This is a genomic window from Pseudomonas sp. KBS0710, assembly GCF_005938045.2.
Taxonomy (GTDB): Bacteria; Pseudomonadota; Gammaproteobacteria; order Pseudomonadales; family Pseudomonadaceae; genus Aquipseudomonas.
Window position 1 is genome coordinate 2568405 of the sequence record NZ_VCCF02000001.1, and the last position, 19606, is coordinate 2588010.

The 19606-nt window shown below is 60.9% G+C and carries 18 protein-coding genes; 5 read left to right on the forward strand and 13 right to left on the reverse strand.

What is annotated here, in order from left to right; genetic code table 11:
* The first annotated feature begins 6 nt into the window (after positions 1 to 6).
* The 3 genes from FFI16_RS11850 to FFI16_RS11860 are packed head-to-tail and all read left to right on the forward strand — an operon-like array spanning position 7 to position 3116.
* Positions 7 to 1194, forward strand: a complete 1188-nt coding sequence (locus FFI16_RS11850) for an acetyl-CoA C-acyltransferase (RefSeq protein WP_138817777.1) — start codon at positions 7 to 9, stop codon at positions 1192 to 1194.
* A gap of 9 nt (positions 1195 to 1203) precedes the next feature.
* Complete coding sequence (locus tag FFI16_RS11855) at positions 1204 to 2331, forward strand: acyl-CoA dehydrogenase (RefSeq protein WP_138817685.1); 1128 nt, start codon at positions 1204 to 1206, stop codon at positions 2329 to 2331.
* Between the two features lie 11 nt (positions 2332 to 2342).
* A complete protein-coding gene (locus FFI16_RS11860) occupies positions 2343 to 3116 on the forward strand; it encodes an enoyl-CoA hydratase (protein WP_138817684.1) in 774 nt (257 codons plus the stop codon).
* Between the two features lie 135 nt (positions 3117 to 3251).
* Here the strand turns inward: FFI16_RS11860 and FFI16_RS11865 are convergent, their stop codons facing one another.
* The 12 genes from FFI16_RS11865 to arnC form a co-directional block, all read right to left on the reverse strand.
* Complete coding sequence (locus FFI16_RS11865; RefSeq protein ID WP_138817683.1) at positions 3252 to 4403, reverse strand: acyl-CoA dehydrogenase family protein; 1152 nt, start codon at positions 4401 to 4403, stop codon at positions 3252 to 3254.
* Positions 4404 to 4406: 3 nt separating this feature from the next.
* Complete coding sequence (locus FFI16_RS11870) at positions 4407 to 5510, reverse strand: enoyl-CoA hydratase/isomerase family protein (protein WP_138817682.1); 1104 nt, start codon at positions 5508 to 5510, stop codon at positions 4407 to 4409.
* Positions 5511 to 5627: 117 nt separating this feature from the next.
* Positions 5628 to 6341: an HPP family protein gene (locus tag FFI16_RS11875; RefSeq protein ID WP_138817681.1), complete on the reverse strand. Its 714-nt coding sequence runs from the start codon at positions 6339 to 6341 to the stop codon at positions 5628 to 5630.
* 165 nt (positions 6342 to 6506) lie between these two features.
* The gene (locus FFI16_RS11880; RefSeq protein WP_138817680.1) at positions 6507 to 6683 is read right to left on the reverse strand and encodes a hypothetical protein; all 177 of its coding nucleotides are present in this window, start codon (positions 6681 to 6683) and stop codon (positions 6507 to 6509) included.
* A gap of 279 nt (positions 6684 to 6962) precedes the next feature.
* Entirely contained in the window at positions 6963 to 8585 is a 1623-nt protein-coding gene (locus tag FFI16_RS11885) for a glycosyltransferase family 39 protein (RefSeq protein ID WP_138817679.1), read from the reverse strand.
* A gap of 4 nt (positions 8586 to 8589) precedes the next feature.
* Positions 8590 to 9969 carry a UDP-glucose/GDP-mannose dehydrogenase family protein gene (locus FFI16_RS11890; protein ID WP_138817678.1) on the reverse strand — a complete coding sequence of 460 codons (1380 nt, stop codon included), beginning with the start codon at positions 9967 to 9969 and terminating at the stop codon, positions 8590 to 8592.
* Positions 9966 to 10379 carry a 4-amino-4-deoxy-L-arabinose-phosphoundecaprenol flippase subunit ArnF gene (gene arnF, locus FFI16_RS11895; protein ID WP_065930019.1) on the reverse strand — a complete coding sequence of 138 codons (414 nt, stop codon included), beginning with the start codon at positions 10377 to 10379 and terminating at the stop codon, positions 9966 to 9968. Before arnF ends, FFI16_RS11890 begins: the two co-directional genes overlap by 4 nt.
* Positions 10376 to 10723, reverse strand: coding sequence for a 4-amino-4-deoxy-L-arabinose-phosphoundecaprenol flippase subunit ArnE (gene arnE / locus FFI16_RS11900; RefSeq protein ID WP_056860014.1), 348 nt, complete (start codon positions 10721 to 10723; stop codon positions 10376 to 10378). Before arnE ends, arnF begins: the two co-directional genes overlap by 4 nt.
* Complete coding sequence (arnT, locus tag FFI16_RS11905; RefSeq protein WP_138817677.1) at positions 10720 to 12375, reverse strand: lipid IV(A) 4-amino-4-deoxy-L-arabinosyltransferase; 1656 nt, start codon at positions 12373 to 12375, stop codon at positions 10720 to 10722. Before arnT ends, arnE begins: the two co-directional genes overlap by 4 nt.
* Positions 12372 to 13256: a 4-deoxy-4-formamido-L-arabinose-phosphoundecaprenol deformylase gene (gene arnD / locus FFI16_RS11910; RefSeq protein ID WP_138817676.1), complete on the reverse strand. Its 885-nt coding sequence runs from the start codon at positions 13254 to 13256 to the stop codon at positions 12372 to 12374. Before arnD ends, arnT begins: the two co-directional genes overlap by 4 nt.
* Positions 13256 to 15247 (reverse strand): bifunctional UDP-4-amino-4-deoxy-L-arabinose formyltransferase/UDP-glucuronic acid oxidase ArnA, encoded by a 1992-nt coding sequence (gene arnA / locus FFI16_RS11915; RefSeq protein WP_138817675.1) that lies wholly within the window; start codon positions 15245 to 15247, stop codon positions 13256 to 13258. The genes arnD and arnA overlap by 1 nt, the downstream gene beginning before the upstream one ends.
* Complete coding sequence (gene arnC, locus FFI16_RS11920; RefSeq protein ID WP_056860018.1) at positions 15244 to 16278, reverse strand: undecaprenyl-phosphate 4-deoxy-4-formamido-L-arabinose transferase; 1035 nt, start codon at positions 16276 to 16278, stop codon at positions 15244 to 15246. The genes arnA and arnC overlap by 4 nt, the downstream gene beginning before the upstream one ends.
* A gap of 472 nt (positions 16279 to 16750) precedes the next feature.
* On the opposite strand from arnC, the gene FFI16_RS11925 reads away from it, so the two are divergent.
* Both FFI16_RS11925 and xerC read left to right on the forward strand, forming a co-directional pair.
* Complete coding sequence (locus FFI16_RS11925; RefSeq protein WP_138817674.1) at positions 16751 to 17569, forward strand: M949_RS01915 family surface polysaccharide biosynthesis protein; 819 nt, start codon at positions 16751 to 16753, stop codon at positions 17567 to 17569.
* 108 nt (positions 17570 to 17677) lie between these two features.
* Positions 17678 to 18592, forward strand: a complete 915-nt coding sequence (xerC, locus tag FFI16_RS11930) for a tyrosine recombinase XerC (RefSeq protein WP_138817673.1) — start codon at positions 17678 to 17680, stop codon at positions 18590 to 18592.
* Between the two features lie 132 nt (positions 18593 to 18724).
* Here xerC and FFI16_RS11935 read toward each other — a convergent pair whose 3' ends face one another.
* Entirely contained in the window at positions 18725 to 19582 is an 858-nt protein-coding gene (locus FFI16_RS11935; protein WP_138817672.1) for an SDR family oxidoreductase, read from the reverse strand.
* Positions 19583 to 19606 lie beyond the last annotated feature (24 nt).

The following is a 19606-nucleotide window of genomic DNA, read 5'->3' on the forward strand; positions in this document are numbered from 1 at the left end:
CACCCCATGAACAATGATCCGATTGTTATCGTCAGCGCCGCGCGCACGCCTATGGGCGGTTTCCAGGGCGACCTCAAAGGCCTGACCGCGCCGCAACTGGGCGCTGCCGCGATCCGCGCCGCCGTCGAACGGGCCGGGATTGCCTCGGATGCGGTGGACGAAGTGCTGTTCGGCTGTGTGCTGCCCGCAGGCCTGGGCCAGGCGCCTGCGCGTCAGGCCGCCTTGGGCGCCGGGCTGGACAAGGCCACGCGCTGCACCACCTTGAACAAGATGTGCGGCTCGGGCATGGAAGCGACCATCCTCGCCCACGATTCGCTGCTGGCCGGCAGTGTTGATGTGGTGGTCGCCGGCGGCATGGAAAGCATGTCCAACGCACCGTACCTGCTCGACCGCGCGCGCAGCGGCTACCGCATGGGCCACGGCAAGGTGCTTGACCATATGTTCCTCGACGGCCTCGAAGACGCCTATGACAAGGGCCGCCTGATGGGCACCTTTGCCGAAGACTGCGCCGAGCACAACGGTTTCACCCGTGAAGCCCAGGACGCCTTCGCCATTGCCTCGCTGACCCGTGCGCAAGAGGCCATCACCCATGGCAGCTTTGCCGCCGAAATCGTCCCGGTGCAGGTCACCGTCGGCAAAGAGCAAAAGACCATCCTGCATGATGAGCAACCGCCCAAGGCCAAGCTGGACAAGATCGCCAGCCTCAAACCGGCGTTCCGCGAGGGCGGTACGGTGACGGCAGCCAACTCCAGCTCGATTTCCGATGGTGCGGCGGCGCTGCTGCTGATGCGTCAGTCCGAGGCGCAACAGCGTGGCCTCAAGCCCTTGGCGGTGATCCACGGGCACGCTGCGTTTGCCGATGAGCCAGGCCTTTTCCCGGTGGCGCCCGTGGGCGCGATTCGCAAGCTGATGAGCAAGACCGGTTGGAACCTGGGCGACGTTGACTTGTTTGAAATCAACGAAGCCTTTGCGGTGGTCAGCCTGGTGACCATGAGCAAGCTGGAAATCCCCCACAGCAAGGTCAACATTCACGGCGGCGCCTGTGCCCTGGGCCATCCGATTGGTGCCTCTGGTGCGCGCATCCTGGTGACGTTGCTCTCGGCCCTGCGCCAGAAAGGCCTCAAACGCGGGGTCGCCGCCATCTGCATTGGCGGCGGTGAAGCCACGGCCATGGCCGTCGAATGCCTGTATTAAGGACTCAACATGCTGCCCAATGACGAACAACTGCAAATCAGCGAAGCGGCCCGGCAATTTGCCCAGGAACGCCTGAAACCCTTCGCCGCCGAATGGGACCGCGAGCACCGGTTTCCCAAGGAGGCTATTGGCGAAATGGCCGAGCTGGGCTTTTTCGGCATGTTGGTGCCGGAACAGTGGGGTGGTTGCGACACCGGCTACCTGGCCTACGCCATGGCCCTGGAAGAGATCGCCGCCGGCGATGGCGCGTGCTCGACCATCATGAGCGTGCATAACTCGGTGGGTTGCGTACCGATCCTCAAATTCGGTAACGACCAGCAGAAACAGCAGTTCCTCACGCCGTTGGCCAGTGGCGTCATGCTCGGTGCCTTCGCGTTGACCGAACCCCAGGCCGGCTCAGACGCCAGCAGCCTGAAAACCCGCGCACGCCTTGAGGGCGACCATTACGTGCTCAATGGCTGCAAACAGTTCATCACCTCCGGGCAGAACGCCGGGATCGTGATTGTGTTTGCGGTGACCGACCCGGCCGCAGGCAAGCGCGGGATCAGCGCGTTTATCGTGCCAACCGACTCGCCGGGCTACACGGTGGCACGGGTGGAAGACAAACTCGGCCAACATGCGTCCGACACCTGCCAGATCCTGTTCGAAGACGTAAAGGTGCCGGTGGCCAACCGCTTGGGCGAGGAGGGCGAAGGCTACAGGATCGCCCTGGCCAACCTCGAAGGCGGCCGCGTCGGCATCGCCGCGCAATCGGTGGGCATGGCCCGTGCCGCCTTCGAAGCCGCACGTGACTATGCCCGCGAGCGCGAAAGCTTCGGCAAGGCGCTGATCGAACACCAGGCGGTGGCCTTCCGTCTCGCCGACATGGCCACGCAAATCGCGGTGGCCCGGCAAATGGTGCATTACGCTGCGGCCCTGCGTGACAGCGGCAAGCCGGCCTTGGTCGAGGCGTCGATGGCCAAGCTGTTTGCCTCGGAAATGGCCGAGAAAGTCTGCTCGGCCGCCTTGCAAACCTTGGGCGGTTACGGTTACCTGAGCGACTTCCCACTGGAGCGGATCTACCGCGATGTGCGGGTCTGCCAGATTTACGAAGGCACCAGCGATATTCAACGCATGGTCATCTCACGCAACCTTTAAGGAGCCGATACATGAGTTACGAAACCCTTTTGCTCGAAGTCCAGGGCCGCGTCGGGCTGATTACCCTTAATCGTCCCCAAGCCCTGAACGCCTTGAACGCGCAGCTGGTCGCCGAGTTGAACCAGGCGCTGGACGGCCTCGAAGCCGACCCGCAGATCGGCTGCATCGTGCTGACCGGCTCAAAAAAAGCCTTTGCCGCCGGCGCTGACATCAAGGAGATGGCTGAGCTGACCTACCCGCAGATCTACCTCGACGACCTGTTCAGCGACAGCGACCGCGTGGCCAACCGCCGCAAGCCGATCATTGCCGCCGTCAACGGTTTCGCCCTGGGCGGCGGTTGTGAACTGGCGTTGATGTGCGACTTCATCCTGGCCGGTGACGGCGCCAAGTTCGGCCAGCCGGAAATCAACCTCGGCGTACTCCCAGGCATGGGCGGCACCCAGCGCCTGACCCGCGCCGTGGGCAAGGCCAAGGCCATGGAAATGTGCCTGACCGGGCGCTTTATCGATGCCGTTGAAGCTGAGCGCTGCGGGATTGTGGCGCGCATCGTGCCGGCCGATGAACTGCTCGAAGAAGCGCTGAAAACCGCGACCTTGATTGCCGGCAAGTCTGTGCCGATCAGCATGATGGTCAAGGAAAGCGTGAACCGCGCGTTTGAGGTGAGCCTGTCTGAAGGCGTGCGCTTTGAGCGCCGGGTGTTCCATGCTGCGTTTGCCACCCAGGACCAGAAGGAAGGCATGGCGGCGTTTGTGGCCAAGCGCGCGCCTGAGTTCAAGGACCAGTAACCCGGCCTCAAAATCACTGGCGTTCAAAATGTGGGAGCGGGCTTGCTCGCGAAGGCGGTCGGTCAGTCAAAGATGCAGCGACTGATGAACTGCATTCGCGAGCAAGCCCGCTCCCACATTGGCTTTGTGTCGCAGTTAGAGCTGGTAGTTCTTCAGTTCCCTGGCAATCACCATCCGCTGAATCTCGCTGGTGCCTTCATATATCTGCGTAATCCTCGCATCCCGGTAGTAACGCTCCACCGGGTAATCCTCAAGATACCCATACCCGCCATGGATCTGCATCGCCGAGGAGCAGACCTTTTCGGCCATCTCCGAAGCAAACAGTTTGGCCTGGGAGGCTTCCGACAAACACGGCTTGCCCGCGCTGCGCAGGCGTGCGGCGTGCAGGATCAGCAAGCGGGCGGCATTGAGTTGGGTCTGCATGTCGGCCAGCAGGTTGGCAATACTTTGGTGCTCGATAATCGCCTTGTTGAACTGCACCCGATCCCGCGCATACGCCAACGCCGCCTCAAATGCCGCACGGGCAATGCCCAAGGCTTGCGCGGCAATGCCGATGCGCCCGCCTTCGAGGTTGGACAGGGCGATGGCCAGGCCCTTGCCGCGTTCACCCAGCAGGTTGGCTTCGGGGACTGTGCACTGGTTGAGCGTGACGGCGCAGGTGTCCGAGGCGCGAATGCCCATCTTGTGTTCGGTACGGTCGACCACAAAGCCTGGGGTGTCCGTGGGCACCAGGAAGGCGGAGATACCTTTTTTGCCCAGCTCCGGGTCCGTCACGGCAAACACAATGGCCAACTTGGCGCGCTTGCCGTTGCTGACAAACTGCTTGGCGCCGGTGATCACCCACTGACCATCGCGCAATTCGGCGCGGGTGCGCAGGTTATGGGCTTCGGACCCGGCCTGGGGCTCGGTGAGGCAGAAGCAGCCAATGGCTTGACCGCTGGCCAGCTCAGCCAGCCAGGTTTGCTTTTGCGCTTCGGTGCCGTAGTTGAGGATTGGCCCGCAACCGACTGAATTATGGATACTCATGAGCGCGCCGGTGGCGCCATCACCGGCAGAAATTTCCTCGACCGCCAGGGCATACGCCACGTAGTCGACATAGGTGCCACCCCATTCTTCCGGCACCACCATGCCCAGCAGGCCAAGTTCGCCCATCTTCGCGACGAGGGCGTCATCGATCCAGCCGGCTTTTTCCCAGGCTTGCGCATGCGGGGCGATTTCGCCACGGGCAAAGTCGCGCGCCATGTCGCGAATCATCACTTGTTCTTCAGTGTATTCAATATCTTGCATGGCTTACTTCTCACTCTGCTTGAAGTCACTGAAGAAAGTCTCGACATGGCTGGCGTCCAGTTCATGGACTGTCGCGGGGTTCCAGTGCGGGGTTTTGTCCTTGTCGATGATCAGCGCGCGAACCCCTTCGATCAGGTCGCCGCGTTCAAACCACTGGCGATCCAGGTGCAACTCCAATGCGAAGCACTGCTCCAGCGACAAGCGTCGGCCGCGGCGCAGCATCTGCAGGGTCACGGCCATCGCCAGCGGCGAACGGGTCTGCATCAGGCTGGCGGTGGTGAGCGCCCATTCGTGGCTGTCGGCGACGGTAACTTGTTGCAGTTGCTCGACCATGCTCGGCACATCCGGCAACGCGAAGAAGTGGTCGATCACCGGGCGCAGTGCGGCCAGCGGGGCGTCGGGCAATTGTTGTACCGCTAGCCTGGCCAGTACGCCTTGCAGGTCCTTGAGCGGCGAGTCCTGCCATTGCAGGCGGTCGAGCTTCTGGTCGAGTTCGGCGAGTTTGGCGCTTTCGATACACCAGTCCGCGAGCCCGCAATACAGCGCGTCGGCAGCGCGAATCTGCACGCCGGTGACGCCGAGGTAAACCCCCAGCTCGCCAGGAATGCGCGAGAGGAAATAGCTGCCACCCACGTCCGGGAAATAACCAATGGCCACTTCCGGCATCGCCAGGCGGCTGCGCTCGGTCACTACACGCAAGTCGGCGCCTTGCACCAGGCCCATGCCGCCGCCGAGGACAAAACCGTCCATCAGGGCCAGCACGGGCTTGCGGTAATGGTGAATCGCCAGGTCGAGGGCGTATTCCTCAACGAAGAAGTCCTGGTGCAGGCTGTCGCCCTGCTTGAAGCTGTCGTAGAGAGAGCGAATGTCGCCACCGGCGCAGAAGGCTTTTTCACCGGCGCCGCGCAGCACCACGGCATACACCTGCGGGTCATCTGCCCAGGCCTGCAACTGTGTGGTCAGGCTGCGGACCATTTCCAGGGTGATGGCATTCAAGCCGGCGGGGCGGTTGAGGGTGAGGTGGCCAATATGGTTACGAACTTCGGCCAGTACCTCGTCCTGAAGAATCCTGGCCTGGCTTGCTTCGGATGAAACCTGAGCAGTCATCACTAACTCCCTGCTTTTATTGTTCTTTATCAAGATGTTCGCGCGCGAACCATCTCGCGATCGTACCAGTGCAAATTTGCCCAGTACAACCCGGAATCATGCAGGTCGTTTTTGCATTTATGCAGCGCTGCGGCCACCGAGCACTTCGCCGATGCTACGGCGTCGGGCGTGGCCTTCTGCTGCGTGGATCAGTTGTTCCAGTTCAGTCGGTTCCACATCAAAGAACTGCTCCATGTCGGCCAGGGCCAACTTCAGATCGGCCGCGGTAATGCCCGCGTCGGTCACCGGCGCTGTGCTGCCCAGCACCACAGCGGGCGACTCGACCGCGCCCTTGGGGTAACGCGTGCGTGTCGCGTTGTTGTAGGCCAGTGCACAGGCCACCAGCGCGCCCGCACCGAGCATCACTGGGCCTACTTCCTGCCAGCCAAGGGCCACGGAGGCGGGGTCTGCGAGTACCAACGTCATCGCCAGGCCGCCGGCGGGCGGGTGCAGGCAGCGCAGCCAGCAAATCAAGACCACGGTCATGCCCGCCGCCAGGCAAGCGCTTCCCAGTGTGCGGCCAAGTACCCGTGCGACCAGCAAGGCCACAACGGCGGCGCACAAGTAGCTGCCGATAATCGACCACGGCTGGGCCAACGCCCCGGATGACACGGCAAACAGCAACACCGCCGATGCCCCAAGAGGGCCGAGCAGGTGCAAGGCGACTTCCATTCCAAATACCTGGGCACACGCCCAGACACTCAATAGCGTGCCCAAGGCCATGCCAATCGCGGCGCGGCTCCATTCGGCGGGGCGGGTATTGATTGCAGCGGGTAACCAGCGAGCGAGCATCGACACGATCCATAAAGCAGCAGACGAAAAAAAAAGGCTCGCCTGGTTGCCCGGATAAGCCCTTTGAACGTTCCAACAGTTGGGGGAGGAACCTGTGCAGTGTGCCGAGCTTGATGCCATGGCGCCAATGCATATTAATGAAGGTTAAATGCAAAAATAATGTAGTTAATGGTCCTCGCCATAGGTGATGCGATGCGTCGGTTGCGGCAGTGGCGTGGTGATGCGTCCGAGTACGCGACTATCCGCCTCTTCATTGAACAGCTGCCTATGCAGGTTCTCCTGCAAGGCAGGATCGTCGGCCAGCGGCCCCTTCAGTGCCACCAAGGCGTCGCGCAACGCCATCAATCGATCCAGCCTCGGCGTAGGAATAAGCAACAGGTCTTCTGGCACGGCATTGCCCTTTTGATCAAGCAGGTCGGTGTGCGTGGAAGGCTGACTGCGCCCGGTAGTAGATAGTTAACGCACATGGCGAAGGAGTCTACATTTGGGTTCCGGGCATCGGAAGGCAAAGTGCGCGAGCGTTTACGCATAGCTATGTAGGCGCTTTCCGGGCAGTCATAACGAAAAACGCCCACTCTTGAAGAAGTGGGCGCTGTTTCCGTCAGACCAATGTCAGCGTAGTTACGGCGCGCTGATTTTCTCCAGGTGGAGCAACACATACGGGTCTTTGTCGAATTCCCCGATGAGCGTCGGGGTGATCGAACGCAAGCGCGGATCCTGCAGCTTTTCGAAGTCCTGCGCGCTCATTACCAGCCACGCGGGGCCTTGCAGCGGCGCCAGGTCGGCTGCCGACTGGGTAAACAGCGGCACCTTATCGCAGTTGAAGTTGACCATGAACTTGATGGCTTTTGCATCTTTGCCCAAGCCATGCAGCACCACGGGGGCCGGTTGCTGCATGATCTGTGCTTTGACGCCAAGGCTGAACGTGCGGGTGTCGTAGAGCGTACGCTCCAACGGCTCGACCACCACAATGTAGGTCGACCACAGCGCCAGCACCGCCGCCAGTGCCGAGCCCAACGGGCGTAGACGCGCGTTGAACAGTGACAACAGCGACACGACCTGAAGCACACCCAACACGCCGAAGACCAGGCCCAGGTTGTCCAACTGCGCCGGGTAACGCTTGCGCGCCACCACCAGCCCGATCACCAGCAGCGCCGGCAGCAGCGTCCAGATTCCCAGCATCAAGCCGCGCAGCCAGGCGAACAGTCGCCCTTGACTGACCTGGAACGGGTAGGCCGCAATGATCGCCGCCATGGGCAGCATCGGCAGGATGTAACGTGCCTTCTTGGCCTGCGGGACCGACAGGCCGAGCATCACCAGCAAACCCGCCGCCGCGCAGTACAGCACCAGTTTCAGTGCCGGGTCGGGTGCCCGGCGCCCACCGATGGCCACTGCGAGCAACACCAGCAGCGCCAGTGGATAGGCCAGCGCATAGTTACCCATGGAGCTGGTGAAGTAATACAGCACGCCGCTGGAACCTTCGGTGCCGTCCATGCGCCCCAGGAACTGCATGCGGATCACGTCCTGCATGAAGTCTTCGCCACCACTGAGCTTGGCCAGCAGCAACAACAGGCCGACACACGCCGCCAGCACGGCCAGGGCAATAAAGCCGAAGGTGAACAGCTGGCGCCATTGGCGGTTGATCAGGTAGTAGCTGCACAGCACGCCGGTGGGGATCACCAGGCCGATTGGCCCACGCACCGCAAAGCCCAGGATCAGAAGCAAAAACAGCCAATGCAAGCGTTTGGCCGCGCCAAAGTGATCATGGGCATAACCCAGGTAGAACACCGTGAGGGCGATGGCCGCGAGCATCTGGTCCAGCGACACCGCACGGGTTTCGCTGATAAAGGTACTGCTGAGCAGCAACATCGCGATACTGAGCAAGCCCCAGCGCGTGGAGTAGGGCGCCGTAAGGCGATACACCAGCATCACGATCACCGCCGAGGCGATGGACGTGGGCAACCACGCCGTGAGGCTGCTGACCTCGCCAAACGGCAAGGACAACAGCCAGGTCAGCAGGGTCGAGGTCGCCAGGTAGTCAGCGTAGGGCTGGCCATAGGTGGTGGGGAAAAAACTCGGCCCATGGCGCAGCATTTCCTGGGCAAACACCACGAAACGCGAGTCAAAGCCGATGATTGCCTGGTGCCAGTTGCCGACAATAAACAGCACCAGCGCCAGGAGCCCGAGCCCCAGCGACTGGTTGCGGATCGTTGCTGTAAGCAGAGGCGGTTGAGCTTTGTTCACGTCTTTAGGCTTCCTTGGCGGGCGCTACCCAGTTTTGCTGGGGAATCGGCAGTTCGCAGGAGTCGCCACGGCCCATCGGGAAATACTTGAAGCCTTTGCGTGCCAGGCGTTCGCCGTCGTACAGGTTGCGACCGTCGAAGATCACCGGGTTTTTCAGACGGGCGTGGATCAGCTCGAAATCCGGTGCCTTGAATTGCTGCCACTCGGTGCACACGATCAGCGCATCGGCGCCGCTCAAGGCCGATTCCGGCGTGCCCAGCAGGGTCAGGCGCGACTCGTCACCGTAGATGCGCTGGGTTTCCTGCATGGCTTCGGGGTCAAACGCACGGACATTGGCGCCGGCCGCCCACAGGGCTTCCATCAGCACGCGGCTCGGGGCATCGCGCATGTCATCGGTGTTGGGCTTGAAGGCCAGGCCCCACAAGGCGAAGGTCTTGCCTTGCAGCTCGCCCTGGAAAAAGGCATTGATGCGTTCGAACAGCTTGCTCTTCTGGCGCTGGTTGATCGCTTCGACCGCTTCGAGCAGGTCACTGGAGCAGTTGGCTTCCTTGGCGCTGTGGATCAGGGCGCGCATGTCTTTGGGGAAGCACGAGCCGCCGTAGCCGCAGCCCGGGTAGATGAAGTGGTAGCCAATACGCGAGTCGGCGCCGATGCCCAAACGCACGGCTTCGATGTCGGCGCCCAAGTGTTCGGCCAGTTCGGCGATCTGGTTGATGAAGCTGATCTTGGTGGCCAGCATGCAGTTGGCGGCGTACTTGGTCAGTTCGGCGCTGCGCAGGTCCATGAAGATGATGCGGTCATGGTTGCGGTTGAACGGCGCGTAGAGGTCGCGCATCACTTCACGCACTTCTTCGCGTTCGCAGCCGATGATGATGCGGTCCGGGCGACGGCAGTCGGCAACGGCCGAGCCTTCCTTGAGAAATTCCGGGTTGGAGACGATATCGAACTCCAGGTGGCGACCGGCAATGTGCAGGTTTTTTTCGATATGGGCGCGCAGGGTGTCGCCAGTACCGACCGGCACGGTGGATTTTTCCACCAGGATCACCGGTTCCACGCGATGGCGCGACACGGCATCACCTACCGAGAGCACGTATTTGAGGTCGGCCGAACCGTCTTCGTCCGACGGCGTGCCCACGGCGATAAACAGCACTTCACCGTGTTCTACGGCGAGTTTCTCGTCATAGGTAAAGTGCAGGCGCCCGCTTTCCAGGTTTTCCTTGACCATGGCAGCCAGGCCCGGCTCGAAGATGGTCACGTGGCCTTTTTGCAGAGACTCGACTTTGCTCTTGTCCACGTCCATGCAGATCACATCGTGACCGACTTCGGCCAATACGGTGGCCTGTACCAGACCGACGTAACCGCTACCAAATACACTGATTTTCATGGGGCATTCCTGGGGCTTGCAACGCTAGCACGACGAGAGTTAATAACCAGAACACCAAGAATGACCAAGGCCACTCCCAGGGTTTTTGAAAGCGAAAAATGTTCGTTGAACACCGGCAGGCTGGCCGCCAGCAGGTACACCAACGCGTAGCTGATGCTCAGCAATGAATAGGCACGCCCCAGGGGCAAGTGCTTGAGCGCGCCAAGCCAGCACAGCATCGACAGCGCATAGGCGATGATCGCCAGGATCACCACACCCAGGGCGCCAGGATCAATGGCGTTGCTGTTGAACGCATTCAACCATTCGGTCGGCAACGGCAGGCGTGTCATGCTCCAGCGCATGCCCAACTGAGCGGCGCTGACCAGGCCGACACTGCCCAAGGCCAGGGCGAACCCTTGCGCGCGGCTCATACGTGACGCCCCAGCAGCACAACGCCACCAATCACCAACGCGACACCCAGCCAGTGACGGCCATCGATGTGTTCATGAAACACAAACCGCGCCATCAGCGTCACCAGTACAAAATTGAGGCTGAGCATGGGGTAGGCGATGCCCACTTCCAGGCGCTGCAACACCAGCAGCCATACCAGCAGGCCAAGGCCCAGGCACACCAGCGCGGACCATAGCCACGGCGAGCGCAGTTTCGGCGCCCAACCGTCAGGCTGGTCACGCCAGCTTTCCACCGCGAACTTTTGCGAAACCTGGCCCATGCAGGTGAGCAGGCAGGCGCCCAACAGGAGAAGCAAGGTGATCATTGCGCAGCCTGTGGGAAAATCAGGATAACGATACTGCCTTGCTCATAGCGCTTGCCGTCTTGGGGTAGCAGGTTCACTTCGGCCACTTCATCGTCGCCCTTGACCCGCATGACCACGCCAACCGAGCCTTTTTTACGCGCCTCGCTCATCCACTGCTGGACGTCAGCAGTGCCGACCTTGCGATAAGCGGTGTCCGGGTAGGCAATGCCGTACTTCACTTCACCGACCGTGTTGTACAGTGCAATTTCCGGGCGACCCAGGCGCCATGACAGCGCCGATGCAGCGCCAAGGTCATTACTGAGCAGGGCGGTGGTCGGTTGCAGTTCGGGCAAATGGTCAATGATGAACTGGTCCGGCGTCTTGTTGTAAACCACCGAATGCGGCAGAGCGGCAGGCACCAGAGCCACCAGCAGCCAACTGCCGATTGCCGGCGCAGCCCACAGCTTCAACGGGCGCGCAGCTTGCAGCAGGTTGACCACGATCCAGCCGAACAGGAAGGTGAACACCAGCACCAGGCTGAAAGTCTCCTGACCCGGCTCATACACCGGCTTCTTCAATTGGAACCAACTGATGGCCAGCAACGCCACGATCCCGATAGCCAGGTTCAACCAGCCGTTGATGCGCAAGGCGCGGCCATGCCCGTTGGCCAGCTTGTCGCTGAGCGTGGAGCCCATCAACAGGGCCAAGGGCAGCAGGCACGGCATCACGTAGGACGGCAACTTGCCTTTGGCCAGGCTGAAGAACGCCAGGGGCATCAACAGCCACAGCAGCAGGAACGCTGTCTTGGGCAGGCGCTTTTCCAGCCAGGCCTGTTTGACCGTGGACGGCAACAGGGCGATCCATGGCAGCGAGAACGCGACCATCAGCGGCAGGTAGAACCAGAAGGGCTCGGCATGTTGGGCGTCATCGCCGGCAAAGCGCTGGATGTGCTCGTGCCAGAAGAAGAAGTTCCAATAATCCGGCTCTTGCAGGTGCACGGCCAGCGCCCACGGCAGGCTGACGACAATGGCGACGACCACCGCGACCACGCCATAGCCCAGCAACTCACGAAAGCGTTTCTGCCAGATCGCGTAGGGCAGGGCGATCAACACCGGCAGCAGCCAGGCCAGAAACCCTTTGGTCATGAAGCCCATGCCGCAGGCAAAGCCGAGCAAGGCCCAGGATCCCAAACGGCCGTTGCGTGTGGTGCTGTCGAAACAAAACCACAAGGCCACGCCCGTCAGGTTGACCCAGAAGGTGAACTGCGGGTCCAGGTTGGCGTAACCGCCGAGCAAGGCCACGCTGACAAAACTCATGTACAGCACGCTGCTGACCAGGCTTTTTTGCGGGTCGTTCCACAACCGGCGCGAAACCAGATAAACCAGCAGGATGCTCAGCCCCGTACTCAAGGCCGACGCAAAGCGCACGCCGAACAGGTTCTGCCCGAAAATCGCCTGGCCCAGCGCGATCATCCAGTAGCCGGCGGCGGGTTTCTCGAAGTAGCGGATGCCCATGAAGTGCGGCGAGGCCCACTTGCCGGTCAGCAGCATTTCCTGGCTGATTTGCGCGTAACGGGTTTCGTCCGGAATCCACAGGCCGTGGGAGGCCAGGGGCAACAGGTAGAACACGCCAAACGCCAGCAGGAGCAGGGGCAATGCCCAGCGCCGGATCATGCCTGTTGTACTCCGAGCCAACCCTCGCGGCCGCTGAGCGCGCCGCGCACCAGCTGTTGCTGGGGGAGGGTGGTCACATCCGCGGGCAACAGGTCGCCCAAGGGTTTGAAGTCGATGCCGCGCTGCCCGGCCTGGGCAAGCAGTTGGCGAAAATCGTCAGCCATCAGAATCCCTTCTACTTCTGCGTGGATCGTATAGACGTTCAGCTTCGACTCGGCGAACCGGTCAAGAATGAAGCCGTTGAAATCTTTGGCAGCCACCACCGGCCCGACGACTTCGTCGAAGGTCGGCAGGTCTACCGGAATTTGTGGGGTGCCCGCGCTGCCATCGGCCAGGGTCGGTCGAAACAGGCTGGTGCCCCGGCAATCGCTGTTGTAGCGAAAGTTGAAACCTTGTTTGGCTTGCACCACGCGCTCATCGGCACGCCAGCCGGCGGCTGCCGAACAGTCGATGCGTTCACCCAGGATGTCGCTCAGGGTGTCCACGCCACGACGGATCTGCTCAACCAGCTGTGCGTCGCTCCAGCGCCCGGTGTTGGCTTGCCAACCGTGATGGTCCCATGCGTGTAGGCCGACTTCATGGCCGGCGGCCTTGGCCTGGCGCATCAAGTGCCCCAGGTCACGGCCGATCGGCTTGCCTGGCCAGGCGGTGCCGGCCAGCAAGATGTCCCAGCCATACAGGCCGGCAGCATTGGAACGCAGCATCTTCCACAGAAATTGCGGGCGGATGAGACGCCACAAGTGGCGCCCCATGTTGTCCGGCCCGACACTGAAGAAGAACGTCGCCTTAACCCCGGCTTCATCCAGGGATTCGAGCAACCGCGGCACACCTTCACGGGTGCCACGGTAGGTGTCGACGTCGATGCGCAAGCCTGCCTTCATTACTTTTTGTCCGCGATTTCGAGCATGGCTTCTTTGAGGAAGAAGTCCAGGGTATTGCCGATGGTCTCGCTCATCTCAACAGTAGGCTCCCAGTTCAACAGGCGCTTGGCGTTTTCGATGCTTGGCTTGCGGTGTGCCACGTCCTGGTAGCCGGTGCCGTAGAACGCCTTGCTTTCTACGTCGCGGAAACCGGCGAACGGAGGGAAGTTGCTGCGCAGCGGGTGAGCTTCGAACTGACGCAGCAGTTCTTTGCCCAACTCACGGATGCTGGCTTCGTTTTCCGGGTTGCCGATGTTGATGATCTGGCCGTTGCAGGCATCGTTGTCGTTATCAATGATGCGCGCCAGGGCTTCGATGCCGTCGGCGATGTCAGTGAAGCAACGCTTTTGCTCACCACCGTCGAACAGGCGGATTGGCGTACCTTCCACCAGGTTCAGGATCAACTGGGTGATGGCGCGCGAGCTGCCGATACGTGCCGAGTCCAGGCGGTCGAGGCGTGGGCCCATCCAGTTGAATGGACGGAACAGGGTGAAGTTCAGGCCCTTGTCGCCATAGGCCCAGATCACACGGTCCAGCAGTTGCTTGGAGACCGAGTAGATCCAGCGCTGCTTGTTGACCGGGCCGACCACCAGGTTGGAGGTGTCTTCGTCGAAGTACTGGTCCTGGCACATGCCGTAGACTTCGGAAGTCGACGGGAAGATCACGCGCTTGTTGTACTTGACGCAGTAGCGAACCAGTTTCAGGTTTTCTTCAAAGTCGAGCTCGAACACGCGCAGCGGGTTGCGGGTGTATTCGATCGGCGTGGCGATGGCCACCAGCGGCAGGACGACGTCGCACTTCTTGATGTGGTACTCGATCCACTCGGAGTGGATGCTGATGTCGCCTTCCACGTAGTGGAAGTTCGGGTGGCTGCGCAGGCGCTCGATGGCGTCGGAGCCGATGTCCAGGCCGTAGATTTCGTAACGGTCGTCACGCAGCAGGCGCTCGGACAGGTGGTTACCGATAAAGCCGTTAACACCCAGGATCAGTACACGGGTGCGACGTGGCTTGCGGCCGGACTCGGCGCCGCGCAGTACGGAACCGTCGACCAGGCCCAGTTCGTCAGCCAGGGACGGACCGGCCAGGTACAGGCCGTTTTCGTTGCGCTGGCCGAACTTGACCACCAGGGAGTCTTCACCGCAGGCGATGCGCAGCGGGTTGACGCTGATCACACGGCCTGGGGCCTGGCCATTGTTGCCCTTGACCACGTCAGCTTGCCAAACGATGAGTTTGTGCTCGCCGACAGCGCAGAATGCGCCCGGGTAGGGTTGGGTTACAGCACGAACCAGGTTGAACAGCTCTTCAGCCGATTTTTTCCAGTCCAGCTTGCCGTCAGCGGCCGTGCGGCGACCGAAGTAGGTGGCCTGGCTGTCGTTCTGGGCCGTTTCGGCCAGTTTGCCTTGAGCCAGTTGTGGCAGGGCATCATGCAGCAGGTGGGTGGCCGCTTCACGCAGTTTGGCGTGCAGGGTCAGGCCAGTGTCGGTGCGGTCGATGACGACTTTTTGCTGGGCCAGTATCGCGCCCGCATCGGCACGCTTGACCATGCGGTGCAGGGTCACGCCGGTTTCGGTTTCGCCGTTGACCAGCACCCAGTTGGCCGGAGCGCGGCCACGATATTTAGGCAGCAGCGAACCGTGCAGGTTGAACGCGCCTTTTTTGGCGGTGGCCAGCAGCGCTTCGCTCAGCAGGTTGCGGTAGTAGAACGAGAAGATGAAATCCGGGTTCAGCTTGGCAATGCGCTCGATCCACAGCGGGTGGTTGGCGTCTTCCGGCGCATGCACCGGGATGCCGTTGCGGGCGCAGAGCTGGGCGACGGAGCCGTAGAAATTGTTTTCCTTGGGGTCGTCGGCATGGGTGAACACGGCAGCAATGTCGTAGCCGGCGGTCAGCAGGGCTTCAATGCCTGCACAGCCAATATCGTGATAAGCGAAGACAACAGCTTTTGAAGTCATGACGAAACCTGATCGGAAGGAGAAGTAGGAGAGTGGGAAGTTGCCAGGCCGTCGACCACGACGACCGGAGCCGGTTCTGCGGGTTGATTACGCAGCACCTTTTCAATAAAGAACCGTGGACGGGCACGCACGTCACTGTACATGCGCCCCAGGTATTCACCCAAGAGGCCCATGCCGATGAATTGGCCGCCGGTGAACACAAACAGCACCGCGAACAGCACGAACATGCCTGAGCCGGCCCATTCGGCGCCGAACACCAAACGCAGGAACACCAGCGCAAAGGCAAACAGCATGCCCAGTGCCGCCAGGCTGAAGCCGACGATGCTCAGCAGGCGCAGCGGGGTGGTGGTCATGCAGGTCAGCAGGTCGAACATCAGGCTGATCAGGCGCATGGCGCTGTACTTGGACTCGCCATGCTCACGCTCGGCGTGGTGCACCAGGATCTCGGTGGTGTGGCGCGCAAAGCCGTTGGCCAGGATCGGGATGAAGGTGCTGCGCTCGCGGCAGGCCAGCATCGCGTCGACGATGGTGCGACGGTAAGCGCGCAGCATGCAGCCGTAATCGGTCATGGCCACGCCGGTGGAACGTTGCACGGCCAGGTTGATCAGGCGCGAAGGCCAGCGGCGGAAGGCCGAATCCTGACGGTTGTTACGCACGGTGGCGACGACGTCGTAGCCCAGGGCGGCCTGCTCGACCAGGCGCGGGATTTCTTCGGGCGGGTTCTGCAGGTCGGCGTCGAGGGTGATGATCACCTCGCCACGGCACTGCTCGAAGCCGGCCATGATCGCGGCATGCTGGCCGTAGTTGCGGTTGAGGATCACCGCCACGACGTTGCTGCCGTCTTCTGCGGCAGCGTCTTCCAGCAATTGGGCCGAGTTGTCGCGGCTACCGTCATCCACCAGGATGATTTCGTATTCGTAAGCCAGTTGCTTGCAAGCTGCGGTGGTGCGACGCAGCAATTCAGGCAGGCTCTCTTGTTCGTTGTAGACCGGGATAACGATCGACACGCAATGAATAGGGTAGGGTTTCAAAGATTCATGACCTCGGGGCTAGAACAATTGGAGCGTGAAAACAGCAGTAATCCATCGATAAACAACGCCGAAAGATTAAACAACGTAGCGTGGGGTTGCGGCATTCATTCGACTTTCCTGAGGACGGGCAACGGTTTCTTCCATGGGCTAGCAGATTAAAGACGAAAACTATTAAAGGTAAAGCGTAATCAACAGGTTAGTCGGGGAAGACGCGGTTCGTTCTCAAGTCCTGGGGCCAAGATTAAGCGGAAAATTGTTGAACGAATATGAAAGGCGGATGAAAAACTCGTTTATTTGACAGGTAGACAGGTAGGGTTCAGCTAAACCGCTGAGGCGCCTGGGAATTGGTTCTGCGGGCAAAACCGCGACGAATTGCGCACCGATGCGCAGGTGGGCAAAGTTATTCAACAAACTTCTCTGCATTGGCCCTCAAGTGCCGGTAAAGTAAGCCATCTCTTGCCAGGGTACTCGGATGAATAGTGTGCAGATTTTGCGCGGCCAGTTGCGGCCTGCATTGATGGGCTTGTTGATGGCGGTGGCCTGTGTGACGACGGTTCAAGCCGATGATGGCGTGGCGCTTACCAGCATCGAGCAGGTGCCGGAGGGCGTGGAAGTGCGCGGCAAACAGGTCGCGGCCTATACCTGGGACGACCACCAAGGCAAGAACCTGCTGGTACTCGCCGAGCAAGTCAGTGAACGTGATGACGACGGCACCCAGTCGGCATTTGTCTACGCGGCCCAGTATTTGCTCGGCGGCGATCGCCCCAAGCGTGTCTGGATGCTCTATGACGATGTGCAGCACTGCGAATTCGACGCAGGGCTGCGTTTTGACATGGCGGCCACCAAGGTCACTGACCTAGCCGGCGATGGCATTACCCAGGCCACGGTGGGCTATTCGCGCACCTGCACCAGCGACGTCAGCCCGCGCGAGTTCAAGCTGATCATGCATGTCGGCAAGTCGCAGAAATACCGCCTGCGCGGTGTTGATCGCGTCGGCGCAAGCTGGTGGGATGAGGACGCTGGTGCCCTGCGCGGTATGCCGTTGCCGACCGACTGCAGCGTTGCTGCGCAGCAGGCATTGGTCAGCCAGTACAAGGAGCAGGGCACCGAGTTGCCGCTGCCGGGCTGTTATGGCGATGAAAGTGACTTTGCCAAAGCGCCGGACAGCTATCTGGCGTTCATGCGTCAGCACTGGTTTGCACTGATGCACAAACAGGACGCCGACTGGAGCCAATCCCAGGCCCAGCCGCAGGCGCAGGACCCGACCGAGGATGACGAATCGGCGCAGTGATTTTGTGCCAGGGCCTGTCCTGGGTTAGACTCGGCCTTCGCCAATTCACTAAATACCTCGATTAAACAATGGCTTGAACGAGGTATTTAATCCAAAGGCTGATCTACCTTGACTGAGTCTATCCGCAACCCACTGACCCTTTACCTCACCCGCTTGGCGCCCTCCAGCCAACTGACCATGCGCTACGTGCTGCAAGACGCCGCCGACCGCCTGGGCTATGAAGACATCAACCTGGAGGAGATCGACTGGCACCTGCTGCAACCCGAACAGGTGATCGCCCTGGTCGGCGCATTGCGCGAGGACGGTTGTGCGCCGAACACGTCGTCGCTGTATGTGAATGCGGTACGCGGGGTGATGAACGAGGCCTGGCGGATGAGTCTGATCAGTCAGGACCACCTGTTGAAGATGCGCTCGGTCAAGGCCACGCCGGGCACACGCCTCGGCCAGGGGCGTAACCTGCGCCGCAGCCTGATCCGCGAAATGATGGAAGTCTGCGCCGCCGACCCACGCCCCCAAGGCCTTCGGGATGCCGCCGTGATCGGCATTCTGTATGGTTCAGGCATGCGCAAGTCGGAGTCGGTCAACCTCGATCTGGCACAGATCAATTTCGATGAACGCAGTTTGCGGGTGATTGGCAAAGGCAACAAAGAACTGATCAAGTACGCCCCGGCCTGGGCGTTTGACAAGTTGCAAGCCTGGCTGGCGTTTCGCCGTGAGCAACTCAAGGAAGGCGAGCAGGACGATAGCTTCCTGTTCAACCGTATACGCCGTGGCAGCCATATCACCCGTGAACGCATCACCAAGCACGCGATTTACTACATCGCCCGCCAACGCGGTGAACAGGTGGGGGTGAAGATCATGCCCCATGACTTCCGGCGCTCGTTTATTACGCGAGTGATTGAAGAACATGACCTGTCGATTGCGCAAAAGCTGGCGCATCACACCAATATCCAGACCACCGCCAGTTATGACGTGCGCGACAACAATGAGCGACGCCGGGCGGTGGACAGGTTTGATTTGTAGTTTTCAGACCAGACTCTAATTAAAACTGTGGGAGCGGGCTTGCTCGCGAAGGCGGAGTGTCAGGTAGTCAATCTGTAACTGATACACCGCTTTCGCGAGCAAGCCCGCTCCCACTTTAGGGTTATGTGAGGTTTAGAGAATGGGTTTGCCGCCGGTGACCGCGTAGCGCGAACCGGAAATGTAGCTGGCTTCGTCCGAGGCCAGCAGCACATAGATCGGTGCCACCTCCACAGGCTGGCCGGGGCGCCCGAGCGGCGTTTCACTGCCAAAGCTCTGCACGTCCTTGTCGGGCATGGTCGCTACAATCAGCGGCGTCCAGATCGGCCCTGGCGCCACACTGTTGACGCGAATACCTTTGTCACCCAGCAACTGCGCCAGGCCACCGGTGAAGTTGGCGATCGCGCCTTTGGTAGCGGCGTAGGCCAGCAGGGTTGGCTTGGGCATATCGGAATTGACCGAACTGGTGTTGATGATCGAGCTGCCGGCCTTCATATGCGGCAGGGCCGCCTTGCAGATGCGAAACATCGCGGTGATGTTGATATCGAAGGTCTTGACCCATTCTTCATCCTCGATTTCTTCGAGGGTTTCGTGGGTCATCTGGAACGCGGCGTTGTTGACCAGTACGTCGATGCGGCCAAACTGCTCAACGGTCTTGTCCACCAGCGCCTGGCAGTTGGCTTTTTGCGCGATATCGCCCGGCAACAACAGGCACTGGCGGCCGGCTTCTTCGACCCAGCGCGCGGTTTCCTGGGCGTCTTCATGCTCATCCAGATACGCGACGGCCACGTCTGCACCTTCGCGGGCAAACGCGATGGCCACCGCACGGCCAATGCCGCTGTCGGCGCCGGTGATCAGGGCGATCTTGTTGGCCAACCGGCCGGAGCCTTTGTAGCTCTTCTCTCCGCAGTCGGGGTACGGGTCCATTTTCTTCTGGGTGCCTGGTACAGACTGGGCTTGAGGCGCGAAGGGTGGGCGAGGGTAGTCGGTCATTTCAGTCTCCATAGGTCTTGAGGG

Bases quoted from the DNA above. Each gene is read 5' to 3' on its own strand.
- FFI16_RS11850 (WP_138817777.1), top strand. From the start codon at position 7: ATGAACAATGATCCGATTGTTATCGTCAGCGCCGCGCGCACGCCTATG.
- FFI16_RS11855 (WP_138817685.1), top strand. From the start codon at position 1,204: ATGCTGCCCAATGACGAACAACTGCAAATCAGCGAAGCGGCCCGGCAA.
- FFI16_RS11860 (WP_138817684.1), top strand. From the start codon at position 2,343: ATGAGTTACGAAACCCTTTTGCTCGAAGTCCAGGGCCGCGTCGGGCTG.
- FFI16_RS11865 (WP_138817683.1), bottom strand. From the start codon at position 4,403: ATGCAAGATATTGAATACACTGAAGAACAAGTGATGATTCGCGACATG.
- FFI16_RS11870 (WP_138817682.1), bottom strand. From the start codon at position 5,510: ATGACTGCTCAGGTTTCATCCGAAGCAAGCCAGGCCAGGATTCTTCAG.
- FFI16_RS11875 (WP_138817681.1), bottom strand. From the start codon at position 6,341: ATGCTCGCTCGCTGGTTACCCGCTGCAATCAATACCCGCCCCGCCGAA.
- FFI16_RS11880 (WP_138817680.1), bottom strand. From the start codon at position 6,683: ATGGCGTTGCGCGACGCCTTGGTGGCACTGAAGGGGCCGCTGGCCGAC.
- FFI16_RS11890 (WP_138817678.1), bottom strand. From the start codon at position 9,969: ATGAAAATCAGTGTATTTGGTAGCGGTTACGTCGGTCTGGTACAGGCC.
- arnF (WP_065930019.1), bottom strand. From the start codon at position 10,379: ATGAGCCGCGCGCAAGGGTTCGCCCTGGCCTTGGGCAGTGTCGGCCTG.
- arnE (WP_056860014.1), bottom strand. From the start codon at position 10,723: ATGATCACCTTGCTTCTCCTGTTGGGCGCCTGCCTGCTCACCTGCATG.
- arnT (WP_138817677.1), bottom strand. From the start codon at position 12,375: ATGATCCGGCGCTGGGCATTGCCCCTGCTCCTGCTGGCGTTTGGCGTG.
- arnD (WP_138817676.1), bottom strand. From the start codon at position 13,256: ATGAAGGCAGGCTTGCGCATCGACGTCGACACCTACCGTGGCACCCGT.
- arnA (WP_138817675.1), bottom strand. From the start codon at position 15,247: ATGACTTCAAAAGCTGTTGTCTTCGCTTATCACGATATTGGCTGTGCA.
- FFI16_RS11925 (WP_138817674.1), top strand. From the start codon at position 16,751: ATGAATAGTGTGCAGATTTTGCGCGGCCAGTTGCGGCCTGCATTGATG.
- FFI16_RS11935 (WP_138817672.1), bottom strand. From the start codon at position 19,582: ATGACCGACTACCCTCGCCCACCCTTCGCGCCTCAAGCCCAGTCTGTA.